The 16841-nt window shown below is 64.7% G+C and carries 12 protein-coding genes; 3 read left to right on the forward strand and 9 right to left on the reverse strand.

The window, feature by feature from the left end; all coding sequences use genetic code 11:
- Positions 1-51: 51 nt before the first annotated feature.
- From CH278_RS23900 to CH278_RS23930, 7 genes are all read right to left on the reverse strand, one after another.
- Positions 52-5859, reverse strand: a complete 5808-nt coding sequence (locus tag CH278_RS23900; RefSeq protein WP_441344178.1) for a helicase-related protein — start codon at positions 5857-5859, stop codon at positions 52-54.
- A 353-nt stretch (positions 5860-6212) separates the two neighbouring features.
- Positions 6213-6827 carry a hypothetical protein gene (locus CH278_RS28095; protein ID WP_094623003.1) on the reverse strand — a complete coding sequence of 205 codons (615 nt, stop codon included), beginning with the start codon at positions 6825-6827 and terminating at the stop codon, positions 6213-6215.
- A gap of 286 nt (positions 6828-7113) precedes the next feature.
- Entirely contained in the window at positions 7114-7560 is a 447-nt protein-coding gene (locus CH278_RS23910; protein ID WP_094623004.1) for a DUF4913 domain-containing protein, read from the reverse strand.
- A complete protein-coding gene (locus CH278_RS23915) occupies positions 7557-9458 on the reverse strand; it encodes a type IV secretory system conjugative DNA transfer family protein (protein ID WP_094623005.1) in 1902 nt (633 codons plus the stop codon). The genes CH278_RS23910 and CH278_RS23915 overlap by 4 nt, the downstream gene beginning before the upstream one ends.
- Positions 9452-10111: a TraI DNA relaxase gene (locus tag CH278_RS23920; RefSeq protein WP_094623006.1), complete on the reverse strand. Its 660-nt coding sequence runs from the start codon at positions 10109-10111 to the stop codon at positions 9452-9454. The genes CH278_RS23915 and CH278_RS23920 overlap by 7 nt, the downstream gene beginning before the upstream one ends.
- 274 nt (positions 10112-10385) lie before the next feature.
- Positions 10386-10757: a hypothetical protein gene (locus tag CH278_RS23925; RefSeq protein WP_094623007.1), complete on the reverse strand. Its 372-nt coding sequence runs from the start codon at positions 10755-10757 to the stop codon at positions 10386-10388.
- On the reverse strand, positions 10754-11401 hold the full coding sequence (locus CH278_RS23930; protein WP_218828620.1) for a DUF2510 domain-containing protein: 648 nt from the start codon (positions 11399-11401) through the stop codon (positions 10754-10756). Before CH278_RS23930 ends, CH278_RS23925 begins: the two co-directional genes overlap by 4 nt.
- A gap of 305 nt (positions 11402-11706) precedes the next feature.
- On the opposite strand from CH278_RS23930, the gene CH278_RS23935 reads away from it, so the two are divergent.
- Positions 11707-12327, forward strand: a complete 621-nt coding sequence (locus CH278_RS23935) for an HNH endonuclease (protein ID WP_094623008.1) — start codon at positions 11707-11709, stop codon at positions 12325-12327.
- Between the two features lie 106 nt (positions 12328-12433).
- Here the strand turns inward: CH278_RS23935 and CH278_RS23940 are convergent, their stop codons facing one another.
- Positions 12434-12997, reverse strand: a complete 564-nt coding sequence (locus tag CH278_RS23940) for a hypothetical protein (RefSeq protein WP_094623009.1) — start codon at positions 12995-12997, stop codon at positions 12434-12436.
- Positions 12998-13125: 128 nt separating this feature from the next.
- On the opposite strand from CH278_RS23940, the gene CH278_RS23945 reads away from it, so the two are divergent.
- Complete coding sequence (locus CH278_RS23945) at positions 13126-14838, forward strand: Eco57I restriction-modification methylase domain-containing protein (RefSeq protein ID WP_094623010.1); 1713 nt, start codon at positions 13126-13128, stop codon at positions 14836-14838.
- The gene (locus tag CH278_RS23950) at positions 14835-15944 is read left to right on the forward strand and encodes a BsuBI/PstI family type II restriction endonuclease (protein WP_094623011.1); all 1110 of its coding nucleotides are present in this window, start codon (positions 14835-14837) and stop codon (positions 15942-15944) included. The genes CH278_RS23945 and CH278_RS23950 overlap by 4 nt, the downstream gene beginning before the upstream one ends.
- 70 nt (positions 15945-16014) lie before the next feature.
- Here CH278_RS23950 and CH278_RS23955 read toward each other — a convergent pair whose 3' ends face one another.
- Positions 16015-16473 carry a hypothetical protein gene (locus CH278_RS23955; protein WP_143536300.1) on the reverse strand — a complete coding sequence of 153 codons (459 nt, stop codon included), beginning with the start codon at positions 16471-16473 and terminating at the stop codon, positions 16015-16017.
- Positions 16474-16841 lie beyond the last annotated feature (368 nt).

The raw sequence follows: 16841 nt of genomic DNA on the forward strand, positions 1-16841 counted from the left end.
TGAACTGATGACTCGCCGGACCGGTGGCAGATCCGGCGAGTCAGATACCTGTTACTCCAATTGGGGCCCTTGGTCGCGGGTGGGCCCGTTCGGCTCTGGAGGTGGGCGGCGCCGATCAGGATCCGGTCGACCGGTGCCCGGTGCCCTGTTTTCGGGTGGTGCAGATAGTCCGCGACGGGGTCGATCCGGGTCGATCGCATCGATGCTCGACGATGAAGTGCGCTGTAACGCTTCTACTTCGGCCTGGCGCATCATCGCGCGGACGTTGTCGGCGCTGCCCATTCCGAGTTGTTCGACGAGTGCGGGGGTGGGGTTGAGCATCAGCGACCACCCTTGCTCTCGACCTTTCGCTGCTGCACGTTCGGCACGGGCAGCGTCGCGGGCGAGGGCTTCGGGACTCGTTTCTGCCTCCTTGATTTCGCGCCGTAGCCGGGCGACTTCGTTCGAGAGGTCCTTCAGCTGTACCGCTTTCGGGAAGTCGGATAGCTCGACCAGTTCGAGGTCGTCGAGGCGTTGTTCGTCTCGATCGAGTGAGCGTTCGGCCTTCGCGAGGTCGGTGTCGACGGTGTACGCCATGTTCTCCATCCGCGTGAGCAGACCGAACGCGTGTTGGCTGCGGTCTCCGTCTCCGATCCTCGGATACAGATCGTGCGCTTCGATCACCTTCGTCGAGGAACCGAGACCGGAAAACGACAGATACAGCGCACTGTCCTGGGCCGGGCGAGATGCCTCGATCGGGAATCCGCTCATCTCCGCGACCACCATCGACTTGGTCAACCCTTCACCCTTGAGGGCCTGGTAGGTGCCCTGCAACGCCATGGCCATCGCATTCGCGGCGTCGCTGCGCTTGTCGTAGAACACTCCGCGGATGGTCATGCCGGGCCACTGCTCGACGTCGCGCCGGCCTTTGAGCACCGGTGCCGCTTCTTTCAATCCGGCGACCCGCTGGCGTGCGCGGGGTACTTCGCGGCGCAGGCGGTCCCGGTCGCGTTCGATGGAGCGTTGCTCGGCGAAATGCGAATCCGCTTCGGACTGGAGCTCCTGGAGCTGGGAGTCCAGCTCGATCTGCTGGATGTACCGATCATCGCCGGTGGCGAGGGCCTTGGTCATGGCCGAGTTCTCGGCGAGCGAGTCGCTGTCGAGATCGACCACCCGCCGCATCGAGCGGTCCGCCTTCTTGAGCTGCTCGATGAAATGCGCCTTGCGGTGCACGGTCTGCCACATGACGGTGTCGAAGGTCTTCTCGGCGACGTAGTTGAACACCTTGACATGGGCGTTCTGGTTGCCCTGCCGGATGATTCGGCCCTCACGCTGTTCGAGGTCGGCTGGTCGCCACGGCACATCGACGTGATGAAGTGCGATCGCACGATCCTGGATGTTGGTGCCGGTGCCCATCTTCTCGGTGGACCCGAACACCACCGATACCTTTCCGGTGCGGCACATCTCGAACAGGCGGGCCTTCTCCGACGGCTTCGGGTAGTCGTGGACGTAGGCGATCTGTGCGGGCTCCATCCCGCCGGCGAGCAACTCCTCGCGGATCCCGTCGTAGATCGACCACGACCCGTCGGCTTTCGGGGTGGAGCGGTCGCAGAACACGATCTGCAACGCACCCGGCGTCGGGTGCGGTTCACCGGAGGCATCGAGGTAGGCGTTCTCGCTCGATTCGTTGTGCACGTTCAGGATTCGCTGCGCGACGATGTGCGCCCGTGAATGCTCCGGTGGTGCCGGGTCCATGTGCGCCACCCTCGGATCGAGGGTGGCGTTGCGGCCGTCGTTGGCGACCTTGAGGGCATTGTCGAGATCAGGGCGCTTGACGTCGGCGTTATCGGCCCGGTAGCCCAGATCGGCGATGAAGTCCTGCACCTCCAGCGCCGGGGTGAACGTGACGTCGGTGTTGCGGCCACCGTCCTTGACCGGAAGGTTCGCCGGCACCTGATCGCGGGTAACCGCGTCGGTGTACACGCTGGTCATGCCGATGAGATCGCCGACGTTGGTGAATTCACCGACCCGGGTGATGGCCCGCAGTCTCGATCCCGACGAATTGAGCTCGACTCGTTCGACGGTGTCGGTGAACGTCGCTCCCCAGTCGTTGATCGAGGCGACCCCGGCGTCCTCGAGGAGATCCGGACGCAGATAGTGCTGCATCACCCACAGCTCGGCGAGAGAGTTCGCGACCGGCGTGCCTGTGGCAAACGTGGCCACACGCTCGACGTACTCCTCCGGCGGAATGCCCTTCGTGATCGCTTCCTCGCGGCGCATCGACCGCAGATAGTTCAGCTTGAGGTCCATGTCGGTGGCCCGGTGCGAGCCCTCGTTCGCGAGCTCGGTGACCCCGGACGCGCGGGCGAGATTCTTGAACTCGTGGGCTTCGTCGATGAACAGGTAGTCACAGCCCGATGCCTCGAAGGTCAGCCCACGGTCCTTCCCCGCCTGCTCGAGCGCAGTCGCGAGCTTCTCCTCGAGCCTGGCCTTCATCGCTTCGAGCCGTTTCTTGGTCTGGCGGCCCTCTACATCGCCCAGATCCGCGTCGATGGCCTGGACCTGGCCACGGATGTACTCGGCTTTCGTGCCGGGATCGACCCCGATCGAGGAGAACGCCGACCGCGGCACGATGACCATGTCCCAGTCCTGCGAGGCGGACTGGGCGACGAGCAATCGGCGCCCTTCGGCGTCGGTGGCCGCCGATCCGGACAGGATTCTCGCGCCGGGATACCACTGCCCGGCTTCGCGGACGACCTGGTCGATGATGTGGTTGGGCACCACCACCCACGGCTTGTCCGCCAACCCGAGACGCCCCAGCTCCATCGCTCCCATGAGGATGGTGCCGGTCTTGCCGGCCCCGACGACGTGATCGAGCAGCACCGTCGGCTCGGAGACGATCCGCGCGGCGGCGTCTCGTTGATACGGGTACGGCGAGTACTTCTCACCGAGACCGGGGAAGGCCATGTGCGCCCCCGAATGCACCGGCGCGACAAGGGAGTTGAACTTGTCGTTGTAGATATCGAGGAGCTGTTCGCGGCGCACCTCGTCGGAGTGCAACGCCCACTGCCCGAACTCCTGAGACAGACGCCGCGCCTTCGACTGCGCCGCGCGGGTCGCGGCATCGTGAATGCCCGGTGCCCCGGCACTCTCGCGGAACTCCTTGGAGGTGGCGATCTCGATCGGGTCGCTGTTGAGCAGGTCGGTGAGCAGTTCCTGCCACTCGTAGTCACCGGAGCGCATTCCGGCGTTGCCGATCCCGCGGTCCTCGGCGGGGCGGTGCTCGAAGTTGTACTTCGTCGACCACGATCCCCGTTTGGGTACCAGGCCCCACTTGAGGTGCTGCTCGCCCACACCGGGGTAGGCATCCACCGACACCGCCCAGCGACCCGATGCCCGTTCGATGGTGACCGGGACATCGGCCGGTACCTCGAAGGTCTCGCGGACGAACTGGGTGTAGGTCTCGATCGGCACCCACGGCGCACCGAGAGCGACATCGACATCGGTCTTGCGTGGCGGTATCACCGCGGTCAAGGCGTCGACGTTCGCTTGGTAGCGGGGATCGAGCGCGGCGATCTCTTCGGCGTCGGCGAGCTTGGTGCGGACATTGCCCGACAGATACCTCGACGACGACACCCACCGGGTCGGATCGGTCAGAGTGCGGAAAGCGCGTCCTTCCATCTGGGTCTCGGCCTGCTCGACGGTGGTTCCGAGTAGTTCGGCGATCCGCCCGACGTCGAGGCGGGCTTGCTCGTCGAGGCTGATGGCCATTGCCTCGTCGACCGTCTCGGCGTGACTGCGCAGCTCGCGTGAGTGCAGAACGTCGGTGTGGAAGATCGCCGCCTTGCGGGGGGCCATGGTCTCCTCGTCGAAGTGCTCGAGGGAGAGCACCGCAGCGAACGTCGGATCGGTGCGCAAGGCTTTGCCGAGATGGCTTTGCAGCTTGGTGGGCTGGCGGGGATTGATCCACGCATCGTCGGAGAGCCGGTCGTAGACGTCTTCGGGAACCTCTCCGGCATACGGGTCGCCGGCGACGCCTTCGTCCTTACGCCAGGTGTCGATCAGCTTCGCCAGAGCGGCGTCGTGCTGCGATTCGGTGAGGTCCTTGGGCGTTGTCATGGTGAACCGGTTGATCGGGCCGTAGCGGGCAACGTAGGCGTCGTACTGCTCACCGAGGATCTCCCGCAGCGCTTGCCGCTGGCTGGGGTCGGTGGGTCCACGTTGCGCGTCGAGGAGGGCGTGGGTGGTGTCGCGCAGCGCGAGCAGCTCGCCCCATTCGGCGACCTGCTTGGCTCCACGAGTGTTCACCGGCTCCCAGGCGCGGGAGTTCCAGCGTTCGATGGTCTCCATCTGCGCATCGTGCCGCAGCGTGCCCACCGCGAGCTCGTCCTGCGCCGGGCCGTTCCCGATCGCCAGCAGTCCGCGCTCGAAGTCCTCCCGGGTGGGCCCGAGAGTGTCGCGCCACGACGCGGTGAGCCCGAGACCGTCGGTATTCGCTGCGTCGACGATCGCGGTGAGCCGATCCTCGACCAGGGAGGCGAGGTCGACGTCGCTGTCGGTCGCGTCGACGGACAGGGTCTCGTTGCCGTACATGCCGTGCCCGACCCGTAGCTCACCGAGCACCCAGTCGGGGTGATCGGTGTAGACGGAATTGATCGGCACGCCCTTGTCCTCGCCGGCATCGTCGAGAGCGGTGGCGTTCTCGAGCTGCAGGAACCGCTCGGTCAACGGTGCGGGTTTCGCCCCGTCGGCGCGGCGGCGCAACACGAGTATGTCGGTGACGACCTCCGTCCCGGCGACACGCCGGAAGGCGTTGGACGGCAACCGGACTGCGCCGACGAGGTCGCCGAGGGCGGCGATGTCGCGGCGGGCCCGCTGGTTCTGGGCGTCGAGGGTGTAGCGGGAGGTCAGGACGGTGACGTAGCCGCCGGGGGCGGTCATCGCCAACGATTTGACGATGAAGTGGTTGTGGATCGAGTGCTTGGCCTGATTGTGGACTGGGTCGTAGAGCCGGTAGTCCCCGAACGGGACGTTGCCGATCGCCGCGGTGAACGATGACGCCGGCGCGGTGGTCTTCTCGAATCCCTCGGCGCGGATCTGCGCCGACGGGTTCAACGCCGCGGCGATCGCGGCGGTAGTGGCGTCGAGCTCCACCCCGACCATCTGCGCGGAGCTGGGGGCGTGAGCGATGAATGTTCCCGATCCGCAACCCGGTTCGAGAACCCGGCCGCCGGTGAACCCGGCCCGGATCGTTGCCTTCCACATCGCCGCCGCGATCGCCGGGTCGGTGTAGTGAGCGTTGAGTATGGTTCGCTGCGCCTGCGCCCACGCGGTGTCGTCCAGCAACGAGCGGATCTGCTCGCGTTCGGCGGCCCAATCGTCGCGGCGAGGGTCGAACACCTGCGGGGTTGCACCCCAACTCGACCAGCGGGCCAGCACTGCTTGCTCGTCGGCGGTGGCGTAGCGATCCTGCGCGGTGACGACGGCGAGGGTGCGCAGGGCGTCGATGTTCGCTGCCACACGGGCTTTCGTTCCGGAGGGCACCAGGATGTCGGTGCCGGGCCGGAAGTCGACGGGCTCGACATTCCACAGTCGCTCGGCGACCGTCTGCGTGTCGACCACCATCCCTTCGGTGGTGTCCGGGACTGCGGTAGTCGTCGTGGGATCGGGGGTCGGTTCGACTGTGGGGGAGGCGGTCTCGACGCTGGGTGGGGGAGTGCTCCGCGTGGGGAGGAGTTGGTCGACGCGGCGACCGTCGACGGCGATCAGGTGCCGACTCTGGTTGCCGTAGCTCACCGCCGCAGCGTGATCGGCGGGCCCGAGAGTCTTCTGATTCTCTTCCGGAATCAGCGACACATCGCCCGCGCGCCGCAGCTCCATCAGCGCATCGGTGAGCTGCTCGCTGGTCAGTGTCCCGTCGAGGTCGGCGCGGATCCGCGCCAACCGCACGTACGCTTCGTCCTCGCGCGCGAGCCGGCCGTAGGCGTCGCGTACCAGCTCCGTCGCCGACGGCGGCAGTGCCGGGCCGTCGACGGCAGTGCCCGTGACGACCTCCGGTGCGGGCTGGAGCTCGCGCGTCTGCTGGGATGCGGCGTCGGCGGCGAGGATCTTGGGATCGACCGGTGCCGGGAGCGGTGTGCCGCCGATCTCGGTGCCGGCCGGGTCGATCGGTGCGGCACCGTCGGCGTCGAACGAGAACAGATCCAGTTGGGCGTCGGATTCGCTGCGGCGGGTTACTTTCCGCTTGCCGCGGTCTCGGCCACTCTCTCGTCGAGCTGGCTGGTGAACGATGGATACAGCGGGTGGCTCTGCGACGTCGGGTAGGGCTCGTTGTCCTCGATCCTCGCCGCTATCAGATGCGCTGCGTAGTAGAGGAACTGCACCGGCCGGCCCTTCCACAGCTGGTCCGTCAGCCGGTCCGCTTCCTTGTCCGGGTCCGCGCAGTTGAGCGGGTTGCGCCACCGCTCCGGATCGCTCTTGTGAACCTGAATCCGCGCCTGATCCCGTTCCGCTTCCGCTTCCGGGCTCTCCTGGTCCGGTGGGTAGGCCTCCATCTCCGGCGGGAGCTGGCCGTAGATCTCCTCGTTGATCACGAAGTCCGTCGCCTGCGCCCACGCCTGGTTGATCATCCCGACCTTCTCCATGTACGGGGGCGGCTGGCCGTTGTCGCGCATATAGCGTTGCAGCACTTGCTGTTCCATGACGATCTTCATGTTGTCGATCCGCTCCGCGATCCGCTCGCTCTCGGTCTCGAGGAACGCCTGCTGATCGGTCGGGCTCAGCTCCTGCGGCAGCCCCTGGTGCTCCAAGTAGAGCTTCATTATCTCCTGCGTTATCGGGTCGATCATGGGTGTCACTGTCCTCTGTCTCGGCGAACAAATCGAGTTGGAAATCGTCGGAATCTTTGGCCACGGTGTGCGCTCCTGAAGTCGGGCGAGACGTCTGTGCGACCCGCACTGCCCGGGACCGGGCAGGGATCGTTAACGTCGTCGTCGGCCGGAGACGCACTCTCCGGCCATATCGGACCTGGTGGGTCTAGCCGGACCCACCAGGTCCCTTCGGTCGATCGAATCGGTAGTTGTGTCAGGCTCCACCTGAATCGTCAAGATATGTTGACGATGTGGGTGGGTGGGGTCAGTCGAGGCCGTCGAACCAGCCCGCTGGGGGCAGGGTCAACGTTCGCCGTAGCGGCGGGGTCGTTTCGTGGTTGTCTCTGCTGCACAGATACATCGGGCCACCGTCTGGATCGAGCAGCACTCGCAGCATCGGGTCGGCGTCGTGGATCCACCAGGCACTCGGAGCCCCGAGGTTCTCGCTCGCCTCCGCGCCTTCCCACGCCAGCCATAGGTCCCGCAGGCGGCGCACCACTTCGTCGTGTCGCCACCACTCGGGGCAGAACACTCGCCCGCTCTTACCGGCGGTGCCGCTGAGCTTGCGGGTGATCAGGGTCGCGAACCAGGTGTCGAACCAGTCGAACATCGACTCGTACTGCCGCTCCGGTTCCGGCGGATTCCCGTTCGGATCGAAGTCGGTGGCGTCCGGATCGAACTCGGTGGCATCGGGGTCGTCGTATGCGGTCACAGGAAGGGCTCCTCATCGCTCTCGGTGACTTCGTCGATGTCGACTGCGTCCTCGTCGAGCAGAATCTGTGTCTTCTCGGGGATTCCGTATCGCCCGGCCGAGGCGGTGATGGCGTCGGCGTTCGGGCCGTCGGACCAGTACAGCTTCTTCATCAGCACCGGCCGGTTGCCCGAAATCTGGACCAGGGCTCGGGTTTTCGGGATCGCGGCGAGGTCGTCGACGGTCATGATCGGCTCCTTCGACCAGGACTGAGACTTTGAGGTCGAGCCGCTGTCGAACATGCCGCCGCTACGGGAGGTCGACCAGCGTTCGACGTCGTGATCGCCGACGAGCGCAGACAGGTCCGACAGGGTGGTCTTGTCCTTGATCCCGCCGCCGTACCAGAGGAAGTTCGCGGCATCCTGGAGTTGTTTGACCCCGTCCTGACCCCACACCTTCTGTGCTTGGGAGAGGTTCTGCACGATCGTCATCAGGCAGATCCCCTGGGAGCCGAGGTGGGAGTACCAGGCGGGGAGCTCAGTGAGTCGGCAGACGTTCGCGGCCTCGTCGAGGATGCACAGCATCGGTACCGGCATCCGCCCGCGCGGGCTGCGGCGTGCGGTCCGTTGGGCTGCGTCGATGATCGACCCGATCAAGGCCGTGGTCAGTGCCGACGTCGAGTCCGGTCCTTCCTTGGACAAGGCATAGATGGTGTCGGTGCTGGTGACGAACTTCTCGACCACGAATTCGGGCATCGAGTGCGGGTAGCGCACCCCTCTACCGATGTCGGTGTCGCGGGCCGCGCCGAGGGAGACGTCGACGCGTTCGGGTGGGAGCACGCTCATCACGTAGTTCTGCTCTTCGAGCAGGCTGATGAACCGGCGGGCCATGTCGTACAGGCCGTCTCGCTGACGCGGGTTGAGCCCGCGCACCGATTGCAGCCGCATCGCGACGATCTGATGGTTGTGTTCCTCGAGGATCTTCTGGGGGAGTTCGTTGTCCTCGTCGGAGAGCCAGCCGTAGACGTGCAGCAGATCGCCGCCCGCACACGCGGCCGCGAGCAACATCTGCGCGAATAATTCCTTTGCGCCGCCGTCGAAGTAGGAGGAGTCCGCCTTCGCCGAACCGTCGTTCGAGGCGGCAGCGAAGTAGGAGGCGAGTTTGCGGGCAGCGGCGATCGAGGTGATGCCGCGGAGTGGATTCCACCAGAATCCGTCGCCGCCGGTGAGCGGCCCGTCGGCGATCCCCTGTAGGTCGTAGCGCCAGACGGTGCCGAGTTGTTCGCGGACGCCGCGGGTGAGGTCATGGCCGTCGCGTTTGTTCGAGGTGAACAGGGCCGCGCCCGGTGCGGTGCAGAGGGCGTCGATCGCCATCGCGGCGGTCTTGCCCATACGAGGACCGGCGAGGGCGAACATCATGTCCTCCCAGGACATGAACACTTTCTGGTTGCCTTGGACCGTGCGGCCGACGATGACCCCGATGTCGGCGTCGTCGAGCGTGTCCCGGTCGGCGAGATCCGAGCGCAGCGACTTCGCGCGTTCGCGTGCCTGCTTGCCGGTCACCCCGGTCAGCTTCGATGTCGGGCCCATCAGGCGGGCCTTGGCGTCGACATCGTTCTTCCCGCCGCGTGAGGCCCGAGCGGCCGCAGCGACGCCGACGAGACCGGAGCCGATGATCACCGCCATCACGAAGATCACCGTCGAGGCTGTCGGCCACGTCAGCTTCCCGCCGGCCACGGAGAACAGGGCCTGAAACGGGTTGCCGGGGATCTGCTCGCCGGTGTCGGTGAATGCGTGTCCGAGCCAGAGTGATCCGTATCCGAGGGCGATGAGCACGATCACCACCGAGACGGCGATCAGCGGGAGCACCGACGAGGAAGCGCCGGCACCTTTCGAGGTGGGCTTCTTCGTCATCACCATGCGTCCACACCACCTTCGACGGCCGCATCGATGCCGCGGTCGATTTCGATGATGCGGGCGACCCGGTCGGTGATGTCGACGACCGAACCCGACGACTGTTCCTGGCGCGGTGTCTCCCGCAGAAGGTCGACCAGCCTCAGGGGTTCGACGTCGGCCGAGGTGGAGGACACGTCGAGGGTGTGTTCGGCAATGTCCTCGAAGTCGAGACCGTCGAGTTCGGCGGGCAGCTCTAGGACGTCCAGAGACAGGCCCGGTCGCAAGACTGCGTCGTCGATACCGTTGTCGATCAACCGTTCTCGCCATGCGTCCTCGTGCACAGCCGTGCGATTGACGGTGGCGTCCGCCCACTCCTGTTGGGCGGGGTCGGTGAAGGTCTGCGCCGCGATCAACTCGTGCGCGACACCGGATGCGGCGAGATACGCAGCAGCCCGGACCAGCGACACGTCGGTGTCGAGCAGCCCGAATGCGCGACTGTCACTGCGCGGCTCGTACGAGTGGGAGCGACTGCGGATCTCGTCGCGGCGTGTGTGCGCCCGGTCGGGCAGGCTGCGGCGTCGTGCGGCAGCCAGGGTGGCGCGTCGGCCGCGTTCGTAGGCTGCGGCGGCGATCTGTGAGCGGCGCTGCTGCTCGGCTGTAGAGACGGTGCGGGTCATCGACGGACACCGCCATCGAAAGCTGATGGATTCTCGGGATTGCTCGACACGAGCAGGAGTGAAATCGACATGGAGGGCCTTCACTGGGAGCGTCGGCCAGCCCACAGCACGAACACACCGGCACCAGATAGAGGTGCAGTGCAGCGCTGTTGCTGGATGGACGCTCGACCGTGACCCTCATCGACGGTCGAACAACATCAACCCTAATACATGGACACGGTATCTTGCAGCACCCAATAGCTCTTACGACAGCTTCGGGAACTGTGTTCAACGATCAATCCACCGAGCAGATGCCGTAAGCGAGGACGATGGCATACAACCTGCGAGCTGTTTCGTACCCCATCCCGCCGAGATTTTGGGACGTCGCCGAGATAATTTGTGAGTCGGAGGCTCCGCGCTCAGCATCGAGGCAGAGCCTGATCCCATGGTCGCGGACGGTGAACTGGCCGTACGCATCCACCAGATCACTGTCTCCGAGGTATGTGTCGAGCGCATCGTTGTAGCTCGGATACAGGCCACTACGCACTGCGTAGTTGGTTGTTTCCTGTTCTGGTGCAGTGGTCGCCGCAACGGTCGCGATCGTTCCACCAGCAATCCCGACCAGCAATAAGCCAGCAACCAGCTTGGTACGCAGAGCCGCGTTCATCGGGCATCGCTTTCGTTCTCGTCGGGGGTTTCCTGCGTAGGTGCGCCGGGAGCAGTTCCGGCAGTCCACTGCGAGCCGTCGAACCATCGAAGACCGTTCTGCTGGTGGGGGTCCGGGTACCAACCTGGAGGTGCCGACGGTAGGGAAGCATCGCCAGCTGCGCCCGTTCGGATCGGCGCGGGCACAGTAGCCGGGGTGGGTGTCGGCGGTGTTGGCGACGTTTTAGCAAGGTGAGCAGTTGCGGGGACGCCGGCGGTGCTGTTGCGTCGCGCCGCAAGGAGGTTCGTCCATGTGAGCTTCCGGAGCGCGAGAACCGCGACTGCGATACCGACGACGACTGCGGGCCATGCGACCCAGCGACGAAATGTCAATGCGTCGGTGCATTTCGTGTACGGCCCGACGTCGAGGTCGAGAGGGGTCGGAATGTCGAGACTGTCTGCGAGCGTGGTGTCGAATCTGTCGACGAGCGCCTCGGGTTCTTTGTTCTCCCGGGTGATCGTGGTGCCGCATGCCGCAGTGAGCCCATACGACGAGACCGACACGGGATACATGAGCAAGATGATCCCGGCGACAGCGAGAAAGACACCGACCAGAGCAGCCGCTCTGATTCGCGTTGCGCGTTCCGCCGAAGAGCGAACAGGCACTGAGAAACCCACTTTCTTCTCGGACGATCCCTTTGACGAAACCGCACGCTCCGCTATCGCTGTTGCCCGTCGTTCCGTTTCGTCGACGGAACGTGTGTGGACATAACCCGGGGGCGACGCCGATAGGGCCGCGACGCGCGCGACTGTGTGCATGTACAGCGCGCGGGGGTTCCGCCGGTGAAAGATCGAGGCATGGCAATCGTGCTCGACCAGGCTGACCGCCTCGATAACATCCTCGGCAAGCCGAGCACCGCCGTGTGGGAAGTCGACCACGGGCTCACGCAGGCCGTCCGTGGTCTGCCCACATGACCGGGGAGATCGTAGTGGCCACCGGATCGGGCCAGCCGACGCAGAAAGCAGACGTCCTCGCGCGGGCCTGCGCCGCGCTCAGCAACGGAGACGACAACGCAGCCAAGGCCATCATCGGCACCGACTACCCACACGTTGTCGGCACCATAGCGCAACGCCGATACACGCTCCCCGAGATGCTGCGCACCTTCTACCGCGACGGATTCCTCGACCGCTACTCCGGCGACCGACTGATCCACCCGGGAGCATTGAGATTGCTGTCGGTCGTGCTGCCGAACGAATTTCCCGCACATTCGAATTGGAAGATGACCGAGACTCATTTCGCGTTCTGGGAGCTGTTCCCGACCATCGATCACCTCGACCCTGTCGCCCGCGGGGGAGCAGACGAGGCCTCGAACTGGGTCACCACCTCGATGCTGCGCAACTCCGCCAAAGCGCACTGGAGACTGGACGAGCTCGGCTGGACGCTGCACCCACCCGGCGATGCACAGCAGTGGGACGGCCTGTCGGGCTGGTTCACCGACTTCCTCACCGACCGCCCCGACCTCGCCGCGTCCGCGGCCTATCTGGGTCGGTGGCTGCGCGCCACCCGCACGGTTCAGGCCGAACGCGCCTGAACCACGGGGCACGTCGAGACGGCAGAACTGGGGGAGTGCTGAGCCGGCGGTTATGGGCGCGGCCGATAAAGCAGCCCTTATGTCAGGCTCAACGCAGGTACGTCTGTCAGGGGTACCCAGTGGGGTTCACCTTGAGAAGTGCTTCGGCCTCTGCCAGCCACTTCTCGCGTAGCTCGTCAGCCTGGTCGTCCGTGAGCGTGGTGTACGGATTGTCTCCATTGAACCCGCGGGGGCTCTCAGGTTGCTGACGTTGCATTTCGTCGAGTTGGTCTTCACGCGCTCGCCACTGCTCATATTTCTGCTTACGGAAGGGCGCGATGTCGATCCCGAGGTCGCTGAGACAGGCCGCACCTTTCTCGCTCGCGGTTCCTGTTCGATAAAGCGTCAGCTGATGACTCTTCAACCAGTAGCTTTGTGCTGCCCTGACGACTTCCGCTGTGGCCTTGGTTCGTGTGGACGCCAGGGCAAAGGTGGTGACGCAGCGGTCGAAGGGAACGCCAGCGACGGTCTGTTCCCTATGTACTTGAGTGGCCAGGGTGGCGACCGGATGGCCATGTTTGTCTACGGCGACCCATGTGGGCGTGTCGAGCTTGGAGGGGTTATCTCCGTCGCCGAACGGCGCTCCGCAGTCGAAGAACATGATGGTAAAGGCTGCACCAGTGGCGCTCACCAGGTGACTGTACCGAGCAACCTTCGGGTACCTATGATTCATCTGACCTGCCGTTGCCGGTGAGTCGCCTGAGGCAAGCGGTTGCACTCTGCGAAGATCAAATGCACAGACCAGCAGGAGAGAGGGTGATGGTGTCCGGCCTTCTCGTCCCGGCTCGTGACCCGGGCGCTCGCGGCTCCAGAAACGCACGCGGCAAGGCGGCACCGGCGATGTCGCCGGCCACAGTACTGGCGGGCGTCCCGGAATGGTGGGCACAGCGCGCGAGCGCAGCCGGTCTCAGCGGCAAGTGGCTCGATGTCTCCCAGGCTGTCGATACAGCGCTCCCGAAAGAAGTTGCGACACCGTTCGACGTCCCCGAACAACTCGGCACCGCCGAACAGCTCGGCGAACGGTACGTCGCGTCCCTCGGCACAAAAGATCGATCGGATCACGGGCGTCACTACACACCGCAGCCGCTGGCAGCGGAATTATGGGCAATGACCAAACGTGCGCTCGGTTGGAAGCGCCCCCGCCCGCTCCCAGGATTGGTACGCGACCCGGCGTGCGGTGCCGGTGCACTCCTGTTGCCCGTACTCCGAGACCATCTCGGTGCCAGTGCGCGAACTGACCCGCAACTCGTGCTGGCGGGTCTGCCCAATGCCATTGCGGGCATCGACAACGATCCCAATGCCGTGTGGCTCGCCAACGTCGTCCTCGCCGCCGAACTTCTGCCACTGCTCGCCGTCACACCGCGCGCACGACGTCGTCCGCTTCCCGCCCTGACCGAAGTCGGGGACGGACTGGCCGCCAACGACTCCCGCTGCCTGGTTTCGCTGATGAATCCGCCGTACGGACGCGTCAAGCTGAACCCCGATGAGCGAGCCCGGTTCGCACGACACCTGTACGGCCACGCCAATCTCTACGGTCTGTTCATGGCGTCCGGGATCGAGTCGCTCTCCCCGGACGGAGTGTTGGCGGCCTTGGTCCCGACATCATTTCTCGCCGGACGTTACTTCGAAGCCCAACGGGGTGTCCTCGCCACCGAAGCACCCCTGCGGTCGGTAGGTTTCGTCAACGACCGGGCTGGAGTCTTCGACGGCGTACTGCAAGAAACATGCCTGGTGACCTTCTCGCCGAAGAAAACCCGAACTGTGACAATCACTTCCGTCAACGGCACTGTGAGTCCGATTGCCAAAGTCGCAACACCCAAGCGTGCCGGACCCTGGATCCTCCCTCGCCGTGCCGACGACGCCCCTGCGGCTGCCGCAGCTCTTGCAATGCCGCTCACTCTCGCGTCAGCGGGGTGGAAAGCGACGACCGGACCGCTGGTCTGGAACCGCCGAGCATCCGACATCTCCGCCTTGCACGCAGCGGGCGCGGTACCGATCCTCTGGGCTGCCGACATCGACGGTGGAGTGGTCCATCAGGACCCTGCCCGGGATGGCCAGCGGTATCTCAGCCTGCGGGTTAAATCCGACCAACAAGTGATGGTGCTCCGTGAGCCCGCCGTGGTCGTTCAGCGAACAACAGCCCCCGAACAGCCCCGACGCTTGGTCGCCGCTGAACTCACTGACTCAGTACTCACGCAATGGGGAGGGATGGTCGTTGCCGAAAACCACGTGAACGTGCTCCGCCCCACGTCGTCGAACCCAGCCGTCACTCGAACGACACTCACTCGGCTGCTCGCCACTCGCACCCTTGACCGAGTCATGCGCAGCATGTCCGGATCGGTTGCCGTCAGCGCGTACGAGCTTGAATCCTTGCCTCTGCCAGGCCGCGACATCCTCGCGTCATGGGAAGGCCTCAGTGGTGACGCTCTGGAAGCAGCTGTCCGGTTCGTCTACCGAACGGACCTGCCATGACCTATCTGCCGCCTGTCCCCACCCGCACCGAGGTCGAACAGCGACTACTGGCCATCTTCCCGCGCGCGGCATTCGACACCGCCTTGTCCAGCCCCATCGCAGCTACCGGCGTGACGGCCATGCTCTACGTCGGAGCGATTGTCCCAGAAGACGACGAGCCCACTGATGAACACCGGTGGATGACACCCACGATGTGCCTCTGGCTATCGGACGCCGGCATCGTTCACACCGATTTCTACGAACGAGAGCAGTGGTACGCCGCTGCCCGCCGCGGACAAAACAAGGTCCGAAGCCTCGTCACGGAATGGGGCCACGAATACAACCCGTGGTACGCCAACAACTCACGCGAGCCGCTGCGCGACGAATCGTTACGAATGCTGCGGGAACGCGGCGCGGCAACTTGGCGTCCCGGTAAACCACAGAACTACTCAGGGCCACGCTGGGCGCTCGCCGGGGCGTTCGCCGCGCTATTCGACCCTGATCTGACCGGAACCGATCTTGACGAAGCCATCGAGCAATGGCGCAGCGGGCACCTAGAACCGCTCGAAATGGTCAGGATCAGCGTTCAAGGCAACATGGCCGCAGCGTCAACCGCCGTCACCGTCACGATGCCGCACGACCGGTCGACCCGCGCCTTGGAACCCGGTGTCGCCTCACTGATTCTCAAAGGCGTCATCGAACAATGGGCACCAGCACGACTCGTGGTCCCAGTCGTCGTGTCCATCTCGGAACCGGGCAACAAACTGTACGTCGCCGACGGTCAGCTGCTCGCTGCCGCAGGCATCAGTATCAGCGTCTCTACGCTGCTCCCGGACGCCCTCATCGTCGACATCGGAACCAAACCGGCAACGTTCTGGGTAGTCGAAGCGGTCGCGACTGACGGTGAAATCGACAACGCACGGAAAGCTGCGTTGCTTCAGTGGGCAGCCGATCAAAAGATCCCGCCCGCCCGGTGCCAGTTTCTCTCCGCATTCGTGTCACGCAACGAGGGCCCGGCGCGTAAACGACTCAAAGACCTCGCCACGGGAAGTTTTGCTTGGTTCCTTGCCGAACCATCGCACGAACTCGCCTGGTACGAGCTGGCGGAGCCACCTCGATATGCGTAGCTGATTGTGCACTTGTGGCTTTCTCGCGATCCACGACCTTGTCCGGGTGATCGGTTCGCTATGTCCGTGATTACGGGCCCGAAGCGCGAGCGCTCAATGCTTTCGCCCGTTTGCTGAGGCGGTTGGTCGTTGCAACCAGAACGCTGCCTTCCTTGGCGGTCAGTGGCTTGAACTCGGCCACTCGAGCCGACTTAAGAACCCACTGTTCGTCACCGGGCCGCGTGGGGTCGAGCGTGAAGACGGCGTGCGCAAAGTTGTTGCGCTCGTGGAAGACAGGTTGCGCTTCGGCCAGCAGTGCTCGGACGTCGTCGGCCAGCGATGTATCCATCGATCTGAGCTGGCTTTTGCAGAGCTCGACTGCGGCTCCAGAGCTTTTGGCCACGTCCATCCAGTTCTCGGTCCAGGGCTTACCGTTCTTTGCGGCCCACCCGATCATTCCGATCTGGATCTCAAGCAACGAACATGCGGCCATCACCCTGCCCAGCCATTCGTAGTGGTCAGGCGGTGGAGTCGGGTTCGGTTGCTGCACTCTCAACTTCTTTCTTTGTGGCGGGGAAGCGGCAAAGTAGAGCCGCTGGATGCTACGCCAGTGTGAACCACTGCATGTGCTGTGCTGCCGCAGGCTTCGTCACACTCACGCGTCCACCACGAGCGTCGTGCGAACGCCCCAATCTCGCAGCCGCACTATTCAGGAAATGCATCGCAAGTAGATTGTTCGGTTTGTTGATAACAATCAGCCGAAGCGGGGGGCGCAAAGCCAACTGGCCATTTGGTGGACATTGTGTAGTACACGCCAGTCAGGTCTGCGGCGTCGAGATTCTTAACTTTACCCAGGTCTGCGCCCGCGAGATTGACGTTCGTTATCGACTCATCAGCGTGTAGGTGTGGACGAGGGGT

This window comes from Rhodococcus sp. 05-2254-5 (assembly GCF_002258575.1).
Taxonomy (GTDB): domain Bacteria; phylum Actinomycetota; class Actinomycetes; order Mycobacteriales; family Mycobacteriaceae; genus Rhodococcoides; species Rhodococcoides fascians.